Below are 18,342 nucleotides of genomic sequence, written 5' to 3'. Positions count from 1 at the left end.
TGAATATGGAGAACTGGAAACTCTGGAAGGAATGGTCTAAGGCCTAGCGCATATTTTGCTTGCGGGCCAGCTTAGGATCCCGATCGCCCGCTGCCAAATCCGCATCGAGCAATGTCCGGCCCGTCGCAGCCAGATAAACATCATCCAAACTCGGGCGCGATTGGGCAATGCCAAACACTGGCAACCCCGCCTGTTCCAAGGCCTGCTGCACCAGGGTCAACCCCCGATCAAGATCATCCACCACCAAATTCAGCGTATTTCCCTGGCTCCGGTTGATCATCGCATCCTTGACACAGGGCAGCGCCGTTAGCAGGGCTTGGGCCGTTTCCGCCTCGGCAGCGGGGGTAAACTCCCGAATGCGCAGGGAAATGCGATCGCCCCCCAACCGAGCCTTCAACTCCGACGGTGTACCCAAGGCAATCACCTGGCCTTGATCCAAAATCGCCACGCGATCGGCCAACGCATCAATCTCTTCCAGGTAATGGCTGGTGATCAAAACCGTTGTCCCCCACTGGGGCAACTTCCTCAAAAACTCCCACACGGCCATCCGACTTTCGATATCTAGCCCCGCCGTGGGTTCATCCAACACCAGCACATCTGGCTCGTGGAGCAGCCCCGTGGCCAAGTCCAAGCGCTTGCGAATGCCGCCGGAATAGGTTCCCGTTTTGCGATCGAGCCAGTCACCCAACCCCAGCAGATCTGCCATGGCTGCAATCCGCTGCCCGATCACCTCGCGTCGCAAGTGATAGAGCGCACCATGCAACTCGAGCATTTCCCGCCCGGTCAACACCTTGTCCAGCGCAGCATCCTGAGCCACATAGCCCAACCGCTTACGGGCCGATCGGGGTTCCCGCAACACCGACACCCCCGACACAAAAATTTCTCCCCCGTCCGGCTGGGCCAAGGTACAAAGACAGCGAATCGTGGTGGTTTTACCCGCGCCGTTGGGCCCCAACAGACCAAAAATCTCGCCGGATTTCACCTCCAGCGATACGTGATCAACGGCAGTAACATCGCCATAGCGTTTTTGTAGGTTCCGAATCGCAATTGCAGGGGTCATAGGCCGCGCGAGAGTCAGGGGCGATCGCCCGGCCCCAGGGTCTGACACCGTTGGATAGCAACCAGAACAGAGACCGGGGCTGGCAGGTAGCTAAAACAGCAGCCGAAAACCGGAGCAAGGCAAGACGAGCAGGATTTCTCAGGGGCCGTCTTCCAGGGAGAAGCTCTCCAGGGAGATTGCACAGGAAATTCCTTGGATCATCGGCAGGGGCTAGATCCTCCCCACTCCGGCGATCGCACCCCCTCGCCATTCCTCAACAAATCTTCAAACTGATGCGTCATCCATTCTAAACCGCCGGGCAACGGCCGGGGCCGCCGGCCCGCCAACCAACGCCTCCTGAACCCAAGGGGCGATCGCCCCTAACCCCCCAAGCGCTTTGCCAGCAACTTAGCCTTCAGCCCAAACTCGATCGTCTCCAGCAGCTTGGTCATCCCCGTGGTGTTCACCATCTCCGGCGCAATGCCCATTTTCTTGGCCGACTGAATCGCCTTTTCCGTCAAGGAATGGCTGGCATAACCGGTCACGATAATCACCAAGTCCGCGCTGGAGATGTGGCTTTCCCCCTGCTGAGCCATGTTCAGACCCGCTTGGGCCGTACACCAAACCAATTCCACCTTCGATTCCCGCAAGCGATTGCGCACCGCCGACTCCAGGCGATCGTGTCCCCCAAAAACCACCACCTTGCCCGCCAACTCCGAGTAGGGATTGGGACGGCGCTCAGACGACCGGTGCCGCGTTTGGGGCCGCACATCGGGACTGCGCTCCACCCGCGCCCGATTCTGCATCGCCTTTTCATAAATAAACATCAGCGTCTGTTCATCATTGCCCCGACGCTTGGCTACCGGCCCTTCTTCACTGTGTTGATTAATTTGATCCATCAAGGCTTCCAGCACCTCCGTGAGGGCATCGATCGCCTTCAGGTCATGCATATAACCCCGAATCGCCACAGCCGCGTCCGTTGCGCTATAAAAATCCTGCTGGTCGCGAATCATGTCCAGCAGGTCTTCCTTTAGCTCATAGCGCCACCGATTTGTTTGATCCAGTAAGCGTTCCTCAATCAGTCGTTCTTCTTGCAAAATCAACTGCCGATCGGCCGCTTCTGAAGCCAAGCGCGGCGCATCAGCCAGTTGCTGCAAAATATCCGCTTCCTTCTCTTGGAGTTTGCGGCGGGTTATGCTGTCGCCAAACTCATCGGCCGGCAACTCTTTGAGGGTGGTTTGCACTTGCGCTAACACCGCGTTCAACCGGGCTTCGATTTCCGCAAGGGCATGTTGATAGTATTCATCTCGCTGCTTTTCTAGGCGTTTCGCTTCTAGCTCGACCTTTGCCGCTGAAATCAGGTCTTGGACGGAACTTTCGAGTTCATTCAGTTCTGTGATATCCATGGGAAGACTCCTAACACAAGGGGTTGGGGATTAGGAAATGGGCGGCCATTTTAAACATGACTTAATCCTATCGCTTCCCTTCAACGGTGCGTTATGGGCCACGGATCCAGTCCGCCCTAGCAAACATGGCTGAACTGGCGATCCGGCGCGGCATTCAGCATCGCTGTCTAGCATTGGGTATGGCTGTCTAGCATTGGGTTATTGAACCTTGCCAAGCATTCCCTTGCTTCTAAAACAATTCCTCAAATCCCAAAAACCCATGCTTTATCGACGGTTTGGGCGCACAGAGCTATCAATGCCGGTGTTTTCCTGTGGTGGAATGCGCTACCAACAGGCCTGGCAAGACCTCTCACCCACACAAATTGACGCGGCGGGCCAAGCCAATTTGGCCGCCACGATCGAGCGGGCCCTTGCATTGGGCATTAACCACATTGAGACGGCGAGGGGCTATGGCAGCTCCGAGATGCAACTCGGTTGGGTGCTGCCGCAATATCCCCGCCAGGATTTGATTGTGCAAACGAAGGTGGGGCCTGCTGCCCAGGTGGCCGACTTTGAGCGGGACTTTGAACAGTCCATGGGCTACCTCAAGCTCGACTATGTGGACTTGCTGGGCATTCACGGAATTAACACCCGTGAGCATTTGGACTGGACGTTGCGGCCGGGGGGCTGCCTCGATCGCGCCAGGCGCTGGCAGGCGGAGGGACGCGTGCGGTTCATTGGATTTTCCACCCACGGGCCCCTGGACGTAATCATGGAGACGATTCAGTCCAACCAATTTGATTACGTCAATTTGCATTGGTATTACATCAACCAAACCAACTGGCGGGCGATCGAGGCGGCCACCCAGTTGGATATGGGCGTGTTTATTATCAGTCCAGCCAATAAAGGGGGGCTGCTATACGAGCCATCGCCCAAATTGGTGGAACTCTGCAAGCCCCTGAGTCCGATGGTGTTTAACAATTTGTTTTGTTTAAGCCATCCGCAGGTGCATACCCTGAGCCTGGGGGCCGCTCGGCCTAGCGATTTTGATGAGCATCTGAAAACCCTGTCCTTTTTGGATCAACCGGGTCAGTTGCTGCCGATGATTACGCGACGGTTGGAGCAAGCGGCGATCGAGGCGTTTGATCGCGAGTTTGGCCCCGGGGAAGGGAAGGCCTGGCTGCGCACTTGGGAACAGGGGTTGCCGAAGCCGGAAGAAGTGCCGGGCGAAATCAGTGTGCGGACGATCGTGTGGCTTTGGAATTTGGTGAAGGCCTTTGACATGGTGGCCTATGGCAAGATGCGCTACAACCTGTTGGGCAATGGGGGTCACTGGTTTCCGGGGCAACGGGGCGATCGCCTGTCAGAGCTAGACTTGCGCCCCTGTTTAGCCCGCAGTCCCTATCCCGATCGGGTCTTGAATATTCTGACGGAGGCGCACCAGTTACTGGCGGGCGGGGCGGTGAAGCGCCTTTCGCAATCGTCTTAGCTGAGGTCTTGGCGGAGATCTTGACGGAGGTTTTTGTTGAGATCTTGGCGGAGGTTTTTGTTGAGATCTTGGCGAGATTTGGCGAAATCTTGGCGAAGGTCTTAGCAGAGGTCTGAGCAGTATTTTGGGAGACTGATCAAGCACCAATGGTCACGGGGACAAGGGGCTTAAGCCCCTTGTCTGGGTCAGATTTGGGGGGCAGGCGGCGGATCGTTGCTTCCGGTCTGCTCCCGATCGAGCCTTAGGACAGGTCGGTTTCTGCGAGCTTTTGAGCCAAGAACTCAATCAAGTCTTGCTTGGAAGCCCCGGCCTGATTGCTGTTCGATTCAATCCGTTTCACCACGTCCGGCGACAGGGCCAACAGCCGCACCAATTCACCATAGGCGGCGGATTCTTCGGCATTAATCACTGCTTCATCGGGCGTGCGGGCGCTGGAGGCAATTGTTTCATAGGCCAATTCCAGGGCCAATTCTTTGTCAGCATCGCTGGTGAGCTTGGGCACAATTTCCGCCAGGGGCAGATTTTGCACCAAATATTCTCGCAAGTCTTGTTTCAGTTCGATCGATTGTTGGCCGTCACGGGCAAACAGTTGGCTGAAGCGATCGAGCATCACTTCAATTTCTTCGTCGGCCAAATGTCCGTCGGCCCAGGCCATGGCAGCAACCACCCGCAGCAGGTTCATTTGCTTGGGGGCGATCGGGGGAGGTGGTGGCGGTTTTAGCATGGTGGCTCCCTCCGGTTTGGGATCCGGTGATTAGCGCTGAATTCTCTTTTCGATCTAGCCAATGGCCAGGGCGATCGGGGCGTTCTGGATCAATTCGCGATGGAAGTTGATGAAAGTCCACAATTGATCGTCACTGACCGTCACCTTGGGGTGATTGCATCAAGATTTATGGCAGATCTCAGGGTTTCCAGACCGAGTGCTTTCCGCATTTTCAGGGCGATCGCGCTGTTTTGGATTCTGCCCCTGTCGCGATCGCTCTCTCGATCGCCATTCGTACAAGGCCCAACGGAAAAACTCTAAGCTAAGGTCTAAGGAAAATCTAAAAAGTATCTGAACTTCCGTGATTTCCACCTTACCCACCGCTCCAGGAATTGACCTATCGAAGTTACGGTTAGATGTGCGAAATTTGTTGCCGCAATTGGTGTCTTGGCGGCGACAGTTTCATCAATACCCAGAGTTGGGATTTCAAGAGGCCCTGACGGCCGCTTTTGTGTGCGATCGCCTGCGAGAGTGGGGCATTGATTACCAAGCGGGCATCGCTAAAACCGGCATTGTGGCGGTCATTGAAGGCAGCCAACCGGGCCCAACCATTGCCTTGCGGGCCGATATGGATGCCTTGCCCGTGCAGGAGCAAAACGAAGTGCCCTATCGATCGCGCCACGAGGGCAAAATGCACGCCTGCGGCCACGACGGCCACACGGCGATCGCCCTGGGTACGGCCTATTACTTGGCCCACCATCGATCGCAACTGGCCGGAACCATCAAGCTGATTTTTCAGCCAGCCGAAGAGGGGCCCGGCGGCGCAAAGCCGATGATCGAAGCCGGGGTGCTGCACAATCCCGATGTGGATGCCATCTTTGGGTTGCATTTATGGAATAACTTGCCGCTGGGTACGGTAGGCGTGCGGCCGGGGCCGCTGATGGCGGCGGTGGAACTGTTTGCTTGCACCCTGTTTGGGAAGGGCGGCCATGGAGCCATGCCTCACCAAACGATCGACTCGGTGTTGGTGGGGGCGCAAATTGTCACGGCCCTGCAAACGATTGTGGCTCGCAACATTGACCCGATCGATTCGGCGGTGGTGACCGTGGGCGAATTTCACGCGGGCACGGCCAAAAACGTGATCGCAGATCAGGCCCGCTTGGCCGGCACGGTGCGCTATTTCAATCCGGCCCTGGAGGGGGTGATTCGGGAGCGGGTGGAGTCGATTATTGCGGGCATTTGCGCCGCCCACGGGGCCCGGTACGAACTGGACTATCGATCGATTTATCCGGCCACGGTCAACGATCCGGCCGCAGCCGATCGGGTGCGACGGGTGGCCGAAACGGTGATTGAAACCCCGATCGGGGTTGTGCCCAACTGCCAAACCATGGGCGGTGAGGATATGTCCTTTTTCCTGAAGGAAGTCCCCGGTTGCTATTTCTTTGTGGGGGCGGCCAATCCCGATCGGGGCTTAGCGTTCCCCCATCACCACCCCCGTTTTGATTTTGATGAAACGGCGCTGGCCATGGGAGTGGAGTTGTTTTTGCGGATCATCGAATCTTTCGGCACACCGTAAACTCAAAAAACTCAGATTCCTGAACCAGATCCCTTAACCCCCAATCTCGCCACATCACAAATTGGGGGGACAGGGACTGAATCCCCTTATCTAGGATTGTGCAGCCACAGGAGCCGATCGCTAGAAATCGGGATCTCGTTCTGCGGCTTCCGGTTGATCCTCCGGCGCGATCGGGTCAGTTCGGGGCGCAACCTTCGAGGGCGATGGGGCCAGGGCAGCATCCGGCCCTTCGCCCACAAACCGCTCAATGATTCGGAACCAAAGCACCACAGTCAGCAACATTACGGCTGAATACAGATCGCCGCCGGTTCCCTCATGCATGAAGTCGAACAGGCCGTCCTGACCCGTGCCGTGCAAGTAGGCCAAAATCGTGTTCCGAAAGACATTCATCAACACGCTGATGACCGTCGTTCCCACCAAAAACAGAGCGATGGGCGATCGCCCCCGCACCGTACCGCACCAATGGATAGCCATCAGACCCACATACCAACAGGTCAGGAGCATTTTCAGGCCCGCGCAGTGGGGAGCCACTTCCACTGCCCGATCGCGCACGTAAAGATAAATGCCCTCCACCTGCGCTTCCAGTCCCACTTGGTTCAGCAAAAAACCAGCCATGGCGGCAATGAACCGCTGCAAACCCACCACGTAGGGCGAAATGAGGTAGGGAACCTCGTTGGGCGTGGCCAGGGTGGTGAAGACCAAGGGAGCCGCCATCAGTCGCCAACCGGCCGCCCCTTTCCAAATGCCACAAAGCCCCCAGAGGGCGATCGGGAACGACAGGTTCACCCAATCGGCCACGCCGCTTAGATAAAACGCCACGCTCAACCCCAACAGCCCCCAGCCCACCGGGTGCGATCGATCCGCCAATTGCTGCCAGCGCGATCGCTTTTCCCATGCCAAATAGGCCGCAAAGGGCAACCCAATCAGACCGTAGCTGAAATATTCATGCTCAATGCTGATGTCTTTGGTGAGCCAACCGCGCACCCAATGCACCAACAGCGGCCCATAGGCCAGGGCCAAGCAGGCCGCTCCCGCTGGCAACAGGGCCCGATCGAGCCAGTCAGAACGATTTGCAACGGGGCGATCGGCAGTCATGAACTTCAACCTCAGCGATCAGCAAATTCCAGCGGCCTCTTCCAAAATGCCACAGCCGCCAAACCCTAACCACTGTTGATGCTAGGCGATCGGCCGCAAATCCGGCTCGATCGACCCAAATTGTCCAAAATCATGCCTCAGCCATCACTCAACAGCCCAGGCAATGCTGGCCTATTGCAACCCGTTGGCCATGGCTCGAATGATGTCGCCCCGAGTCAGGATGCCCACAATCGCTCCCGCATCATCTACCACGGGCATTCGGTGAATATTGCCTTCCAGCAAATGCCGCGTGGCATCGCGCAGCAATGTATCGGGCTTGGTGGTTTTCACCCGATCGCTCATCACATCGGCCACCGTACTGCCCAAGGCCTTGTGCAACTCCTTTTCAAATTGCAGGGGATTTTTGAGATAAATCACACTGTCCAAGATGGTGATGAACGGCGGCACATCCACGCCGGTCTCTTGCCACATCAGATCGCTTTCCGACACGACCCCAATCAACTGCCCCGCTTCATCCACCACAGGCACGCCGCTAATGCGCTGTTCCGCCAAGAGTTTGATGACCTCAACGAGGGAGGTGTCACGACGGACGACGATCGGATCGCGGCTCATTACATCGGCAACCGTTGCAGCCATTCGCTCGATCCCTAAATGCTTCTGCCCTCATTCTAGGACGGGCGATCGGTTGGAGAGCGCAACTGGTAACGATTTGACACGCTCTGTGGCCCCAGCTCGGAAGCGAAGGACTCGATCGCTGAACGGGGGCTAGGGTTTGGGGGGTGTTTTGGCCTTAGCTGTGCTGGAACTGGCTTTGCTATTAGATTTGCTGCTGGTTTTGCCGGTCGATCGGGCAGTGGATTGGGGTTTGGCCTTGGTTGTCGTTGCGCCCAGTCCCTTTTGGGGACACAGATCCGCCAACTGGCAGCGATCGCAAGCCGGTTTCCGGGCATCGCAAACGGCCCGCCCGTGATAAATCAGTCGAATTGACCAATTTTCCCAGTCCGGTTGGGGCAACAGCCGCATCAAATCGCGCTCAATCCGCACCGGATCCTGATGCTCAGTCATACCCAATCGATAGGCCAGGCGCTTCACATGGGTGTCCACCGTCACGCCCGCATTGATGCCAAAGGCGTGGGCCAGCACCACATTCGCCGTTTTGCGCGCCACCCCCGGCAGCAACAGCAGTTCCTCCATCCGCTTGGGCAGTTCGCCGCCAAATCTGTCCAGGATCATTTGGCAAGCGCCCTGAATATTCTTGGCTTTGTTGCGATAGAAACCGGTCGATCGCACCAAGGCTTCCAACTCGGCCCGATCGGCCCCGGCCAGGGCCACCGCGTCGGGAAACCTTGCAAACAGAGCTGGCGTAACCAAGTTCACCCGCTCATCGGTGCATTGGGCCGACAGAATCGTCGCCACCAACAATTGCACGGGGGTTTCATAATTCAGGCTGCATGTGGCATCGGGATAGAGCACTTTCAGGCGATCAAGAATTTCGATCGCCACCTGTTGTTTGGCGGCCCACTTACGCGTGCTTACCGGCATGGTTGGGAATCAGTTGAAAGGAGCCTGAACGAGTCAAACCAAGGGGTCAAATTAGCCGTCCCCTTGGACAATTTGCTTGATGGTGGTCAACATGTCCAGGCCGATCGCCCCGCGTCGGTAGCCCTTTTGATTCGACATGCCCAAAAACACCGAAGCACTGCCCCGGGGGTTGCGCTGGAATCGGGGTGAGGCATTGATGTAGGTGGAGGCGCTGTCGAGGCGGGAGGCAAATTGGTGGGCTTCTCGATAGGATTCGGTGGCGATGCAGTCCGCGTGGCCGCTGCTTTGGGTGTGAATCACCGCGATCGCCTCTTCCACGCTGGCCACGGTGCGAAACGCAACGGTTTTGGTTAAATAGGGCCGATTCCATTCGCCATCGGCCGCCAAGGGCAAGTCGGGAAAATCCTGTTGCAGATGGGCATCGACCCGCACTTCAAACCCGTCCGTTTGCAAGGAGCCAAAGAGCACCCCCAGCATCGATCGATTATGGCGCTCGTGAACCAGCACCTTTTCGATCGCGTTCACCGCTTCCGGATCGCCCTGGTGGCTGTCGGAAATGGCCCAACGCACCACGTCCAATTCGCCGGACAGGGCCCAGTAGAGATAACAATTGCCGATCGCTGCGCCCAGAATAGGCACGGTGGCAAACTGACTGACCTGTTGCACCAGCTTTGGCCGACCATAGGCCACAATCAGGTTCAAGTAGCGCTCCTGGGCCAACAGGTCGCGCATGGAAATATCCCGATCGGGCGGAATGGCCGTGACACATTCGGGCGGCAATTCCCCAGCCGTCAGCCCGTCGGTGAGGGCCGCCGCGATCGCCGCATTGGTGTGCTTGGTATCGCTGCTGCCATACAAAATCATGCTGTTGCCAGTTTTGATGCCCATGCCCGCCGCGATCGCCCCCAGTTCCGGCAGTCCCTCATGCACCAGGGCGATCGTTCCCAGGGGCATCAGTTGGCAATAGCTTTGTAGGTATTGAGTTTGGTGGGTGGCGCGAATGGCCTGTCGGGTAGGGTCGGGCAAATCCGCCAGCCGATCGAGCATATCGGCCACCTGTTGCAGTCGATCGGGCGTGAACTTAATCCACAGCAACGGCAGGCCACTGTTGGCCTTTTCACGGCTGGCTTCCAAATCCAGCGTGTTGGCTTCCAAAATTTCGTTTTGGGCGGCTCGCAAAGCCTTGGCCATCACCTTCAGCGCCCGCGATCGCTCGCCGCCACGCATGGCCACCAGGGCCGATCGCCCTCGGGCCGCCGCCGCCAATGCCCCAAATAAATCCAGCGCTCCCGAATTAACCAGGGGATTTCCAACCATAATCTCAGCGCCGGTATGCCAGCCATAACAACAACAGCGGTAGCCCAATCACCAGCAATCCCGGCAACAGCCAAGCCGCCGTGCCTGCCAGTCCTTTGACAATCAGGGGCAACCAAGCCAACACCAAGACAAATCCAGCCCAAAGGGTAATGGGCAAATAATTTTCACGCAAGGGTGGACGCACGGAGAGCCAGCGCGTTCCTGTCCATCGCCACAGCCGTCGGTAGATTGCCCCAGAAGACACCTGCTCAATTTGATCGCCCGATTCGGTCACCACAAAAATTTGCTGGCAGCGATCGCAGCCAAATGCGTCCATGAGTGCGATCGGCCGCAGGGTGCCCCGTTGCCGACAGGGACAAGGGTAGGACTCCGTTAGCTCAATCTGAGAAGTCTTCAACGATCGCCCGATCGCCCGGTGGGAATAAACGACTTGGCCAGGGGTTTCTCATGCTCTTAGCTTAACAGGGCCGCCCCAGCCGCAAGGAAACACCCCTGATCCAAACCCAAATCACCCACGGATCCCATCCGAATTCCATAGGCATTCCATAGGCGTTCCATAGGCGTTCCATAGGCGTTCAATACGAATTCAATCTTGAATCAAGATTCAAGATTCAAGATCCAGGATTCAAACGGCTTCGGTTTTGTTTCAAGTTGATTTCAAGGCGACAAAAGGCGGCTCATATCCGCATTTCACCACAATTTGAGCCGAATACCAACCATCAAAAGGCCACGCGCTGGCAAAGTCGGGCTCAAACAAATTCTTTGGTTAATATGGAGGCTTGACCCCACCCATGGGGAACATTTCCACAAGGATGAGGTCAGGCATCGAGAGATTGGTAACAGCGGAGGGAAGCGTCACAACGAAGATTCCCTCCGTTCTGCTAAGGAGCTATGGTCAAGGATTTCGGGAGCTGAGTCCTGCGATCGCCATCATCATTTCCTGTGATTCTGGTTAACCTCGCTAGTGATTTTTGCCTAGAGACCTGACGGCATGGGGCGATCGACGTTTTCGTTCGATCGCTTCCAACTTTTGAGCGCCGTCCTGCCAACAATTCAGAACCAATTCAGAACAATGCCCACAAAAAACCGGAGATCGACTGTTCGATCTCCGGTTTCAGGTTGGTTAGCCCTCGTACAAGAGCCATGGCATCGGCCCCATACTTCTCGCCACTAGACCGATGGAGGAGGCCGGAGTGGGGCTTTTGGGCCCAAGTTCCTTAGGTGGCCGCCGCTTCGGCCGCATCGCGGGCCGCCGCCGCTTCGTCGGGATGGATGCCCAAACGGGTCAGGTTGATCCGGCCGCGATTGTCGATTTCGCGCACCTTGATGATCACCTCATCGCCCACGGCCACCACGTCTTCGACTTTGCCCACGCGCCGATCGGCCAGTTGGGAAATGTGGATCATGCCTTCTTTACCGGGCAAGAATTCCACAAAGGCCCCGATCGGGATCGTGCGGGTGACTTTGCCCACAAACACGCTGCCCACTTCGATCTTGCGGGTCATGTTTTGGACAATTTGGGCTGCACGCTTGGCCTTTTCGCCATCGTTTGAGGACACGGTAACCAAACCGCTGTCTTCGATATCGATTTTCGCGCCGGTTTCTTCGACGATGCCCTTGATCGTTTTGCCGCCGGGCCCGATCACCATGCCGATGTCGCTCGGGTCGATGCGGAAGGTTAGCAGGCGCGGGGCAAACTTCGACAGGTCGCCACGCGGTTGATCGATCGCTGCCATCATCTTTTCGAGGATGTGCAGACGGGCCGGGCGGGCCTGTTCGATCGCCTTGGCGATCGTGCCCATGTCCAACCCGGTGATCTTCATGTCCATTTGCAAGGCAGTGATGCCGCTGTCGGTGCCGGCCACCTTGAAGTCCATGTCACCCAAGAAGTCTTCGAGACCTTGGATATCGGTGAGGACGCGAATTTCATCGCCTTCCTTGATCAGCCCCATCGCTGCGCCGCTGACGGGCTTGGAGATCGGCACACCGGCATCCATCAGGGACAGGGTAGAGCCACAAACCGACCCCATGGAGGTGGAACCATCGGAGGACAACACTTCCGACACCACGCGCAACACGTAGGGGAAGGCATCCTTCGGCGGCAACACGGGAACCAAGGCCCGTTCTGCCAGTGCGCCGTGACCGATTTCCCGGCGACCGGGCGATCGCATCGGGCGGGTTTCACCCACCGAGTAAGGCGGGAAGTTGTAGTGGTGCAGGTAGCGCTTCTGCTCGTCCGGGTGCAGATCGTCCAGTTCCTGGGCATCGCCGGGAGTCCCCAGCGTCACCACGGACATCACCTGGGTCAAGCCCCGTTGAAACAGGCCGCTGCCATGGACGCGCGGGGGCAACACCCCGGCCCGGCAGGAGACCTGGCGCACTTCGTCCAGTTTGCGACCATCAACGCGCACGCCATCTTCAACGATTTGGCGACGCATCAGGGACTTGGTGACGGCCTTGAAGACCTTGGGCAGGGCCTTGGGGTCAGCGGTGGCAGCCACTTTGATCGCGTCATCGTCAGCCCGATCGGCAATTTCCTGGGCCACAGTGGCTTGCAGGGCATCCAAGGCCGCGTCGCGCCGGGTTTTGCCCAGCTCAAATTGCGACAAGATGCCTTTGATTTCGCCCGTGGTGCGCGATCGAATGAAGTCTTCGAGGGTGGTGTCGATCACGGGGGGTTCCGCCGTCACCAGCTCTAGACCCAATTCAGCGATGATGTCCCGTTGCGCTTGGATCAGGTCGCGCACGGCTTCATAGCCAAAGTCGATCGCCTCGATGATGTCCGCTTCGGGCAGTTGATTCGCCCCCGCTTCCACCATCACCACGCCATCGGGCGATCCGGCAACCACCAGATCCAATTCACCCTTTTCAATTTCCGCATAGGTGGGGTTGATGATGAACTCGTCACCCACCAAACCCACGCGCACCGCCGCCATCGGCCCCTGGAAGGGAATTTGGGCCAGCAAGGTGGCGATCGAAGCACCCGTCACGGCCAGCACATCCGGCGGCACGTCGGGATCGAGGGACACGGTGGTGGCCACCACTTGGATATCGTCGCGCAACCAATTCGGGAACAGCGGGCGCAGGGGGCGATCGATTAAGCGCCCGGTCAAAATTGCCTTTTCGGGCGGCCGGCCTTCGCGGCGTTGGAAGCTACCCGGAATGCGACCGGCGGCATACAGCCGTTCTTCGTAATCAACAGTGAGGGGAAGAAAATCAATGCCCTCGCGCGCTGAGGAACGGGTGGCGGTTACTAACACTGCGGTATCGCCCGACCCAATCAGTACCGATCCACCAGCTTGGGGTGCGAGCAAACCGATCTTCAGCCGAATATCCCTTCCATCAAAGGATATTGACTTGTCAATTTCTTGCATGAATGATGATGATCCTTGGAGATTCTTTCTATTACTGTGGCAATCCTAACACCGTTTGTTAGATACTAGACCGTTTGTTAATTCACGGCCAACTGTCTCGACAAAACAACGTAAAACAAGACTCCATAAGGATTTAGACCCGATCGCCTCGGTGGCTCATTCAGCCGATCGTTCCCCTTCGGGTTCCACTCACCTACCCGATCACGGTTCATGATCCCGCCCCCGATCGAAGCGTTGATTCCAAGGGCAATTTCCCACAATAATTTCCCAAGACAATTCGGATTTCTAACGCAAAAGCCAATCCTTTAAGGGGCTGGCCGCAGTGGCCCCGATCGCCCATTGTTCCCCCGATCCGGCGCTCCATTCAAAACCGGTGAGGGCCAACCGGCGATCGGGGTTAAATTCCAACGCAGCCAGGCATCCTGGGCCAAGTCCAGGGCGATCGCGGCGGCTCCATAGCGGTTGATGTGGCTGGGGTCTGCGAAATAGTCGTGGCGATCGGGCCAGCGCAACAACCAATCTTGAACGGTTAACCCCTGATCCCGCAGTTGTGCCAAATAGGTCTGGAATTCCCGTTCATAGGCTAACCGGGCCGGATCCAAATAATCCTGACTGAGGGGCAAGTTCACAAAACTCAGGCGAATGCCGCGCGATCGAGCAAAGGTGATCAATTGGCGCACCGCTCGATCTTGAACACCGCCTGCCAACTGAAAACCGCTGTACATATCGTCATAGCGACCGGGCACTTTCGGAAATTGTTGGTAATAGCGATCGGGCGCAAAACGGCGCAAATCAGCCAAAAATCCTAGCCGATCGAGTTCTGGCTCTGGGCGCAGCAGCAAGGGCTGCTGTCGTTGAAGCCAGCCGGGCATCAGACCGGGCATCAAAGCCGCGCTGGGATAGGTGCTGCTGTTGAGGGTCAAGGATGGTAACCCGCTGACCGATCGCCCCCAAGGAGATTCCCGCCACCGCGCCAAAGCCCAGGGATGATTGCCCCGGGCACGGGCCATGGCCAGTTGTCGAAAGCCCTCGGAAGCCGCAATGCTGGCAAAGGTGCGATCAATCCGACCACTGTTAAAAGCCCGCGAGCCATCGCCCCAAACCACCACCCGAGGCAACCAGTCCGGCGGCAACAAATCCATCAGCAACCAACGCACCACCTGGGCCGTTGCGCCGTTAATGCCAAAGTTAAACACCCGCACGGGCCGCCGCAGGGTTGTTGACAGCGAACGGGCCAAAACCGTTGGGTCAATGCCCTGGAGCGATCGGGAACTGCCCACAATCAACAAATCCGGCGGCTGGCCATGGGTCGCCAAATATTGCCGATAGAGCCGCAACTGCGATTCCAACCGAGGACTCCCCCACCGAACACGATCGAGCGAAATCGGCGGTCGCGGAGTCAGGGGCCACAGGGGCCGCCGACGCTCCGGGGGCAAGGGCGCTTCCCAGTTTTTGAGCAAGGTTTGCGCATCCAGGGTTTGCGCATCCACGGGGGGTTGAGGCAGCTTGATCGGCCGATCGGCATCAGCTCGATCGATCCCCAAACCCAACAGAACCGCCCACACCAGCGCCCCACCCGCCATTAACCGGCCCATAGCTTGAGCAACCAACCCAACACCACTCCCAAACTGCCAAACCGCACCGCTTGCCAAAACACTTCCTTTAAACCGCTGTCCGCAAAGAGGCGACTTTCCAAGGCCAAGTCCAACTCTTCCAGCTCCCGCTGCAAGGTCTGGATCGTTTGCGTTAATTCGCTGCGAATTTCTCGATCGCGCGCCCGGGCCAAATCCGCCCGCACCACTTCCACCTGATGGCCCAAACTGGCTCGCCGCTCCCGATCGGCCCGTACCTGCTCCAAGCGCGATCGCACCTGGCCCATGGCGGTTTCCGTCGCCGCTAACCGATCGCTCAACTGGGCTAAAAAAGCCGAAAACTCTGCCTCCTCAGACAAAGGCTCCTTAGGCAAAGGATCCGGGCGATCGGCAGATGATGGGGATGGGCGACGACTCATTGGACAGCTTTGAGACCATTCAGCAGGGCAATTCATCCCAAAGTCTACCGAATCGATCGAACCCCAATCCCAAACGCCCAACTAACAAAAAAGTCGCCATCTTGCCAAAAGATAGCGACCCTCTCTCAGGAGTCAGTTCAGCCAACTTCGAAATGATGTCCAAGAAATGATCTCCAACCTTACAGCTCGATCGAGAGGTTTTGGCTCATCGGTCGATTGGGTTGGGTTCCCAGGAAGGGGGAGCTTGAGCCACCATTACCCGAGCCTGAGGGCAATCGCAACGGTGGCCATCAGCCGACCAATTCCGGCCAGAACGCCGAAATTTGCGTCAATTACAGGGCGGCGAAATAGTCCTTCGACTTCACAGGATCCGGATTCATTGTCTTTTCACCCGGTTGCCAACCAGCGGGGCACACTTCATCGGGGTGAGTTTGCACGTATTGAATCGCTTGCAGCACGCGCAAGGTCTCATCCACGCTGCGGCCGAAAGCCAGGTTGTTGATGGTGGCGTGTTGAATCACACCTTCCTTGTCAATAATGAATAGGCCGCGCAGGGCAATGCCTTCTTCGGTCAGCACATTGTAGGCGGTGCTAATTTCCTTCTTGATGTCCGAAACCAACGGGTAGCTCAGATCGCCCACACCGCCGGACTTACGATCGGTTTGGATCCAAGCCAGGTGCGAGAAGGCGCTGTCCACCGAAACGCCCAATACTTCGGCGTTCAGTTGCGAGAACTCAGCGTAGCGATCGCTGAAGGCCGTGATTTCCGTGGGGCAGACAAAAGTGAAGTCCAGGGGATAGAAAAACAGGACTACATACTTGCCACGGTAGTTCGACAGCTTAATTTCTTTGAACTCTTGGTCAGAAACGGCCGTAGCGGTGAAGTCAGGGGCAACTTGGCCCACACGGAGGCAACCTTCGGTCATGGGAGTGAGTCTCCTGTTGCGCTGTTTTAGACGAATTACGAACTGTTACGAGAATATCATAGTCATTACGATTTTGACATAACGGATTGCCATGAGTTTATTCCCGCCGATCGACCCCTATCGCCAAGGGACACTGCCCGTTTCCGATCGCCACACCCTTTACTTTGAAGAAAGCGGCAATCCCACCGGCAAGCCGATCATGATCCTGCATGGCGGGCCCGGCGGTGGCAGCCAGCCGAGCTATCGGCAATATTGCGACCCGACCCAGTGGCGGATCGTGCAATTTGACCAGCGTGGTTGTGGCCGCAGCCAGCCCCATGCGGACTTGACCGACAACACCACTTGGGATCTGGTGGCGGATATTGAGCGCTTGCGGGAGCATCTGGCGATCGAGCAATGGGTGGTGTTTGGGGGCAGTTGGGGCAGCACCCTCGCTCTGGCCTATGCAGAAACCCATCCCGATCGCTGTTTGGGGTTGATCTTGCGGGGAGTTTTCATGCTGCGACCCCAGGAACTGCGCTGGTTTTATCAGGAGGGAGCTGGCTATTTGTTTCCTGAAGCCTGGGCCCAATACCTAGAGCCAATTCCCCCAGCCGAACGACATGATCTGATGGGGGCTTACTACCGTCGCTTGACAGATAAGAATCCAGCGGTGCGACGACAAGCGGCCAAAGCCTGGGCCGTGTGGGAAGCCAGCACCAGCAAGCTCATTCCCGATGCGGATTTGCAGGCGGCCTTTGCCGATCCCTTTTTTGCGGAGGCCTTCGCCCGAATTGAGTGCCACTACTTTGTCCATGGGGGCTGGTTTGACCCAGCCGATCAACTGCTGCAACGGGTCGATCGGATCCGACATTTGCCGGCCGTCATTGTCCACGGACGCTATGACGTGGTTTGCCCGGTGGTTTCCGCCTGGGAATTACACCAAGCCTGGCCGGAAGCCGAGTTGCAGATCATCCCCGACGCGGGCCACTCCATGGCGGAACCGGGAATTCTGAAGGCGTTGGTGGCGGCAACCCAACGTTTTGCCCAACTGAAAGTCTGATCTCAGCTTTAAAATGGGACAATCTGTATCAACCTGAAAACGGTTGTTCTCAGTTAACAATTACGTGCGATCGCGCCATTAACTCCTATGCCCGTCAAAAAAGGTTCCTTTGTTCGTGCCATTCGCGAAAAGCTAGAAAACAGCGTCGAAGCAACCGCCAGTGACCAGCGCTTTTCTTCCTACCTATTTGAAAGCAAAGGAGAGGTGCTAGATCTGCGGGGTGACTATGCCTTGGTGAAGTGGTGCCAAGTGCCAACTCCTAATATTTGGCTTCGCTTAGATCAACTCGAAGAATTTTCAGGCTAATGCTCTAATTGCTTTAGGTCAACCTTGGCTTATTTCATTTCAAGAAATCCCTAAAGTGCCCTACAGAAAAGCTTTTGACTATCGATAGGGCACTTTTTGCTGGTTTTCATTTTAGAGCAAGCTTGATTTTTCTTGCGAATTTTTATTGTTCAATGAAGAAAATATTTTAATTCAAGGCTTTAATTTTTATCAAAATCTATTCAATATTCTAGAAGTTGATTTTTTCATAGTTCAGGAGCTTTTATGAATCATACAGAGCATTTATTGTCTTGTAGGCTGGGTTGAGGCACGAAACCCAACAACAACAAAGTTCGTGGCGATCAAGTTGGGTTTCGCAAAGTTCAACCCAATCCACTGAAGAAATTTTTGTGAATCTTACAGCACTTATCGATGAAATGAGGTACTACAGAAGAGATGAGCAAGCCAAGGGATAGATGACGCATGAAAGCCTACTCAGTGGATCTCCGAGAAAAGATTGTGGCAGCACACCTGGTCAATCAAGAATCGATCCGCAAAGTTGCTGCTCGGTTTTCTGTG

The 18,342-nt window shown here is 56.6% G+C and carries 17 protein-coding genes; 5 read left to right on the top strand and 12 right to left on the bottom strand.

Annotated elements, in window-relative coordinates:
- Positions 1–43: 43 nt before the first annotated feature.
- Both VPK24_RS00085 and VPK24_RS00080 read right to left on the bottom strand, forming a co-directional pair.
- Positions 44–1,060, bottom strand: a complete 1,017-nt coding sequence (locus VPK24_RS00085; protein ID WP_393009621.1) for an ABC transporter ATP-binding protein — start codon at positions 1,058–1,060, stop codon at positions 44–46.
- 359 nt (positions 1,061–1,419) lie between these two features.
- Entirely contained in the window at positions 1,420–2,445 is a 1,026-nt protein-coding gene (locus VPK24_RS00080; RefSeq protein ID WP_393009619.1) for a DUF2325 domain-containing protein, read from the bottom strand.
- Positions 2,446–2,704: 259 nt separating this feature from the next.
- Here VPK24_RS00080 and VPK24_RS00075 point away from each other — a divergent pair, with 259 nt between their 5' ends.
- Entirely contained in the window at positions 2,705–3,913 is a 1,209-nt protein-coding gene (locus tag VPK24_RS00075) for an aldo/keto reductase (RefSeq protein WP_190353380.1), read from the top strand.
- A 241-nt stretch (positions 3,914–4,154) separates the two neighbouring features.
- Here the strand turns inward: VPK24_RS00075 and VPK24_RS00070 are convergent, their stop codons facing one another.
- Entirely contained in the window at positions 4,155–4,637 is a 483-nt protein-coding gene (locus tag VPK24_RS00070) for a tellurite resistance TerB family protein (RefSeq protein WP_393009617.1), read from the bottom strand.
- 168 nt (positions 4,638–4,805) lie between these two features.
- On the opposite strand from VPK24_RS00070, the gene VPK24_RS00065 reads away from it, so the two are divergent.
- Complete coding sequence (locus VPK24_RS00065) at positions 4,806–4,937, top strand: hypothetical protein (protein ID WP_393009615.1); 132 nt, start codon at positions 4,806–4,808, stop codon at positions 4,935–4,937.
- A 40-nt stretch (positions 4,938–4,977) separates the two neighbouring features.
- Complete coding sequence (locus VPK24_RS00060) at positions 4,978–6,192, top strand: M20 family metallopeptidase (protein ID WP_393009613.1); 1,215 nt, start codon at positions 4,978–4,980, stop codon at positions 6,190–6,192.
- A gap of 120 nt (positions 6,193–6,312) precedes the next feature.
- Here the strand turns inward: VPK24_RS00060 and crtB are convergent, their stop codons facing one another.
- The 9 genes from crtB to VPK24_RS00015 form a co-directional block, all read right to left on the bottom strand.
- Positions 6,313–7,287 carry a cyanoexosortase B gene (gene crtB / locus VPK24_RS00055; protein ID WP_393009611.1) on the bottom strand — a complete coding sequence of 325 codons (975 nt, stop codon included), beginning with the start codon at positions 7,285–7,287 and terminating at the stop codon, positions 6,313–6,315.
- Between the two features lie 171 nt (positions 7,288–7,458).
- Positions 7,459–7,923, bottom strand: a complete 465-nt coding sequence (locus tag VPK24_RS00050) for a CBS domain-containing protein (RefSeq protein ID WP_190353382.1) — start codon at positions 7,921–7,923, stop codon at positions 7,459–7,461.
- Between the two features lie 129 nt (positions 7,924–8,052).
- Positions 8,053–8,829, bottom strand: a complete 777-nt coding sequence (nth, locus tag VPK24_RS00045; protein WP_190530865.1) for an endonuclease III — start codon at positions 8,827–8,829, stop codon at positions 8,053–8,055.
- Positions 8,830–8,880: 51 nt separating this feature from the next.
- Positions 8,881–10,146 carry a glutamate-5-semialdehyde dehydrogenase gene (locus tag VPK24_RS00040; RefSeq protein WP_393009608.1) on the bottom strand — a complete coding sequence of 422 codons (1,266 nt, stop codon included), beginning with the start codon at positions 10,144–10,146 and terminating at the stop codon, positions 8,881–8,883.
- Positions 10,147–10,150: 4 nt separating this feature from the next.
- Positions 10,151–10,543 carry a hypothetical protein gene (locus VPK24_RS00035; RefSeq protein WP_099533052.1) on the bottom strand — a complete coding sequence of 131 codons (393 nt, stop codon included), beginning with the start codon at positions 10,541–10,543 and terminating at the stop codon, positions 10,151–10,153.
- Positions 10,544–11,363: 820 nt separating this feature from the next.
- Complete coding sequence (locus tag VPK24_RS00030; protein ID WP_393009606.1) at positions 11,364–13,520, bottom strand: polyribonucleotide nucleotidyltransferase; 2,157 nt, start codon at positions 13,518–13,520, stop codon at positions 11,364–11,366.
- A gap of 305 nt (positions 13,521–13,825) precedes the next feature.
- A complete protein-coding gene (locus VPK24_RS00025) occupies positions 13,826–15,130 on the bottom strand; it encodes a hypothetical protein (protein WP_393009604.1) in 1,305 nt (434 codons plus the stop codon).
- Positions 15,103–15,531, bottom strand: a complete 429-nt coding sequence (locus tag VPK24_RS00020) for a DUF2203 domain-containing protein (RefSeq protein WP_190353386.1) — start codon at positions 15,529–15,531, stop codon at positions 15,103–15,105. The genes VPK24_RS00025 and VPK24_RS00020 overlap by 28 nt, the downstream gene beginning before the upstream one ends.
- A 332-nt stretch (positions 15,532–15,863) precedes the next feature.
- Positions 15,864–16,457 (bottom strand): peroxiredoxin, encoded by a 594-nt coding sequence (locus tag VPK24_RS00015; RefSeq protein WP_099533057.1) that lies wholly within the window; start codon positions 16,455–16,457, stop codon positions 15,864–15,866.
- Between the two features lie 91 nt (positions 16,458–16,548).
- Between VPK24_RS00015 and pip the strand changes: the two genes are divergently transcribed.
- Positions 16,549–17,499, top strand: coding sequence for a prolyl aminopeptidase (pip, locus tag VPK24_RS00010; RefSeq protein ID WP_393009601.1), 951 nt, complete (start codon positions 16,549–16,551; stop codon positions 17,497–17,499).
- A gap of 87 nt (positions 17,500–17,586) precedes the next feature.
- Positions 17,587–17,805, top strand: a complete 219-nt coding sequence (gene ndhO / locus VPK24_RS00005) for an NAD(P)H-quinone oxidoreductase subunit O (protein ID WP_393009599.1) — start codon at positions 17,587–17,589, stop codon at positions 17,803–17,805.
- Positions 17,806–18,342: the final 537 nt, after the last annotated feature.

The sequence above is a fragment of the Limnothrix redekei LRLZ20PSL1 genome (assembly GCF_043235035.1).
In the GTDB taxonomy this organism is placed as follows: Bacteria; Cyanobacteriota; Cyanobacteriia; order CACIAM-69d; family CACIAM-69d; genus CACIAM-69d.
The sequence above is the reverse complement of the archived record's forward strand: the minus strand, read 5'-3'. Positions and strand labels throughout refer to the sequence as shown.

What these genes read in the sequence shown, in the direction of transcription:
- pip (WP_393009601.1), top strand. Translation starts at nt 16,549, where the DNA reads ATGAGTTTATTCCCGCCGATCGACCCCTATCGCCAAGGGACACTGCCC.
- VPK24_RS00040 (WP_393009608.1), bottom strand. Translation starts at nt 10,146, where the DNA reads ATGGTTGGAAATCCCCTGGTTAATTCGGGAGCGCTGGATTTATTTGGG.
- VPK24_RS00065 (WP_393009615.1), top strand. Translation starts at nt 4,806, where the DNA reads ATGGCAGATCTCAGGGTTTCCAGACCGAGTGCTTTCCGCATTTTCAGG.
- VPK24_RS00085 (WP_393009621.1), bottom strand. Translation starts at nt 1,060, where the DNA reads ATGACCCCTGCAATTGCGATTCGGAACCTACAAAAACGCTATGGCGAT.
- VPK24_RS00080 (WP_393009619.1), bottom strand. Translation starts at nt 2,445, where the DNA reads ATGGATATCACAGAACTGAATGAACTCGAAAGTTCCGTCCAAGACCTG.
- VPK24_RS00075 (WP_190353380.1), top strand. Translation starts at nt 2,705, where the DNA reads ATGCTTTATCGACGGTTTGGGCGCACAGAGCTATCAATGCCGGTGTTT.
- nth (WP_190530865.1), bottom strand. Translation starts at nt 8,829, where the DNA reads ATGCCGGTAAGCACGCGTAAGTGGGCCGCCAAACAACAGGTGGCGATC.
- VPK24_RS00015 (WP_099533057.1), bottom strand. Translation starts at nt 16,457, where the DNA reads ATGACCGAAGGTTGCCTCCGTGTGGGCCAAGTTGCCCCTGACTTCACC.
- VPK24_RS00030 (WP_393009606.1), bottom strand. Translation starts at nt 13,520, where the DNA reads ATGCAAGAAATTGACAAGTCAATATCCTTTGATGGAAGGGATATTCGG.
- VPK24_RS00050 (WP_190353382.1), bottom strand. Translation starts at nt 7,923, where the DNA reads ATGGCTGCAACGGTTGCCGATGTAATGAGCCGCGATCCGATCGTCGTC.
- ndhO (WP_393009599.1), top strand. Translation starts at nt 17,587, where the DNA reads ATGCCCGTCAAAAAAGGTTCCTTTGTTCGTGCCATTCGCGAAAAGCTA.
- crtB (WP_393009611.1), bottom strand. Translation starts at nt 7,287, where the DNA reads ATGACTGCCGATCGCCCCGTTGCAAATCGTTCTGACTGGCTCGATCGG.
- VPK24_RS00020 (WP_190353386.1), bottom strand. Translation starts at nt 15,531, where the DNA reads ATGAGTCGTCGCCCATCCCCATCATCTGCCGATCGCCCGGATCCTTTG.
- VPK24_RS00070 (WP_393009617.1), bottom strand. Translation starts at nt 4,637, where the DNA reads ATGCTAAAACCGCCACCACCTCCCCCGATCGCCCCCAAGCAAATGAAC.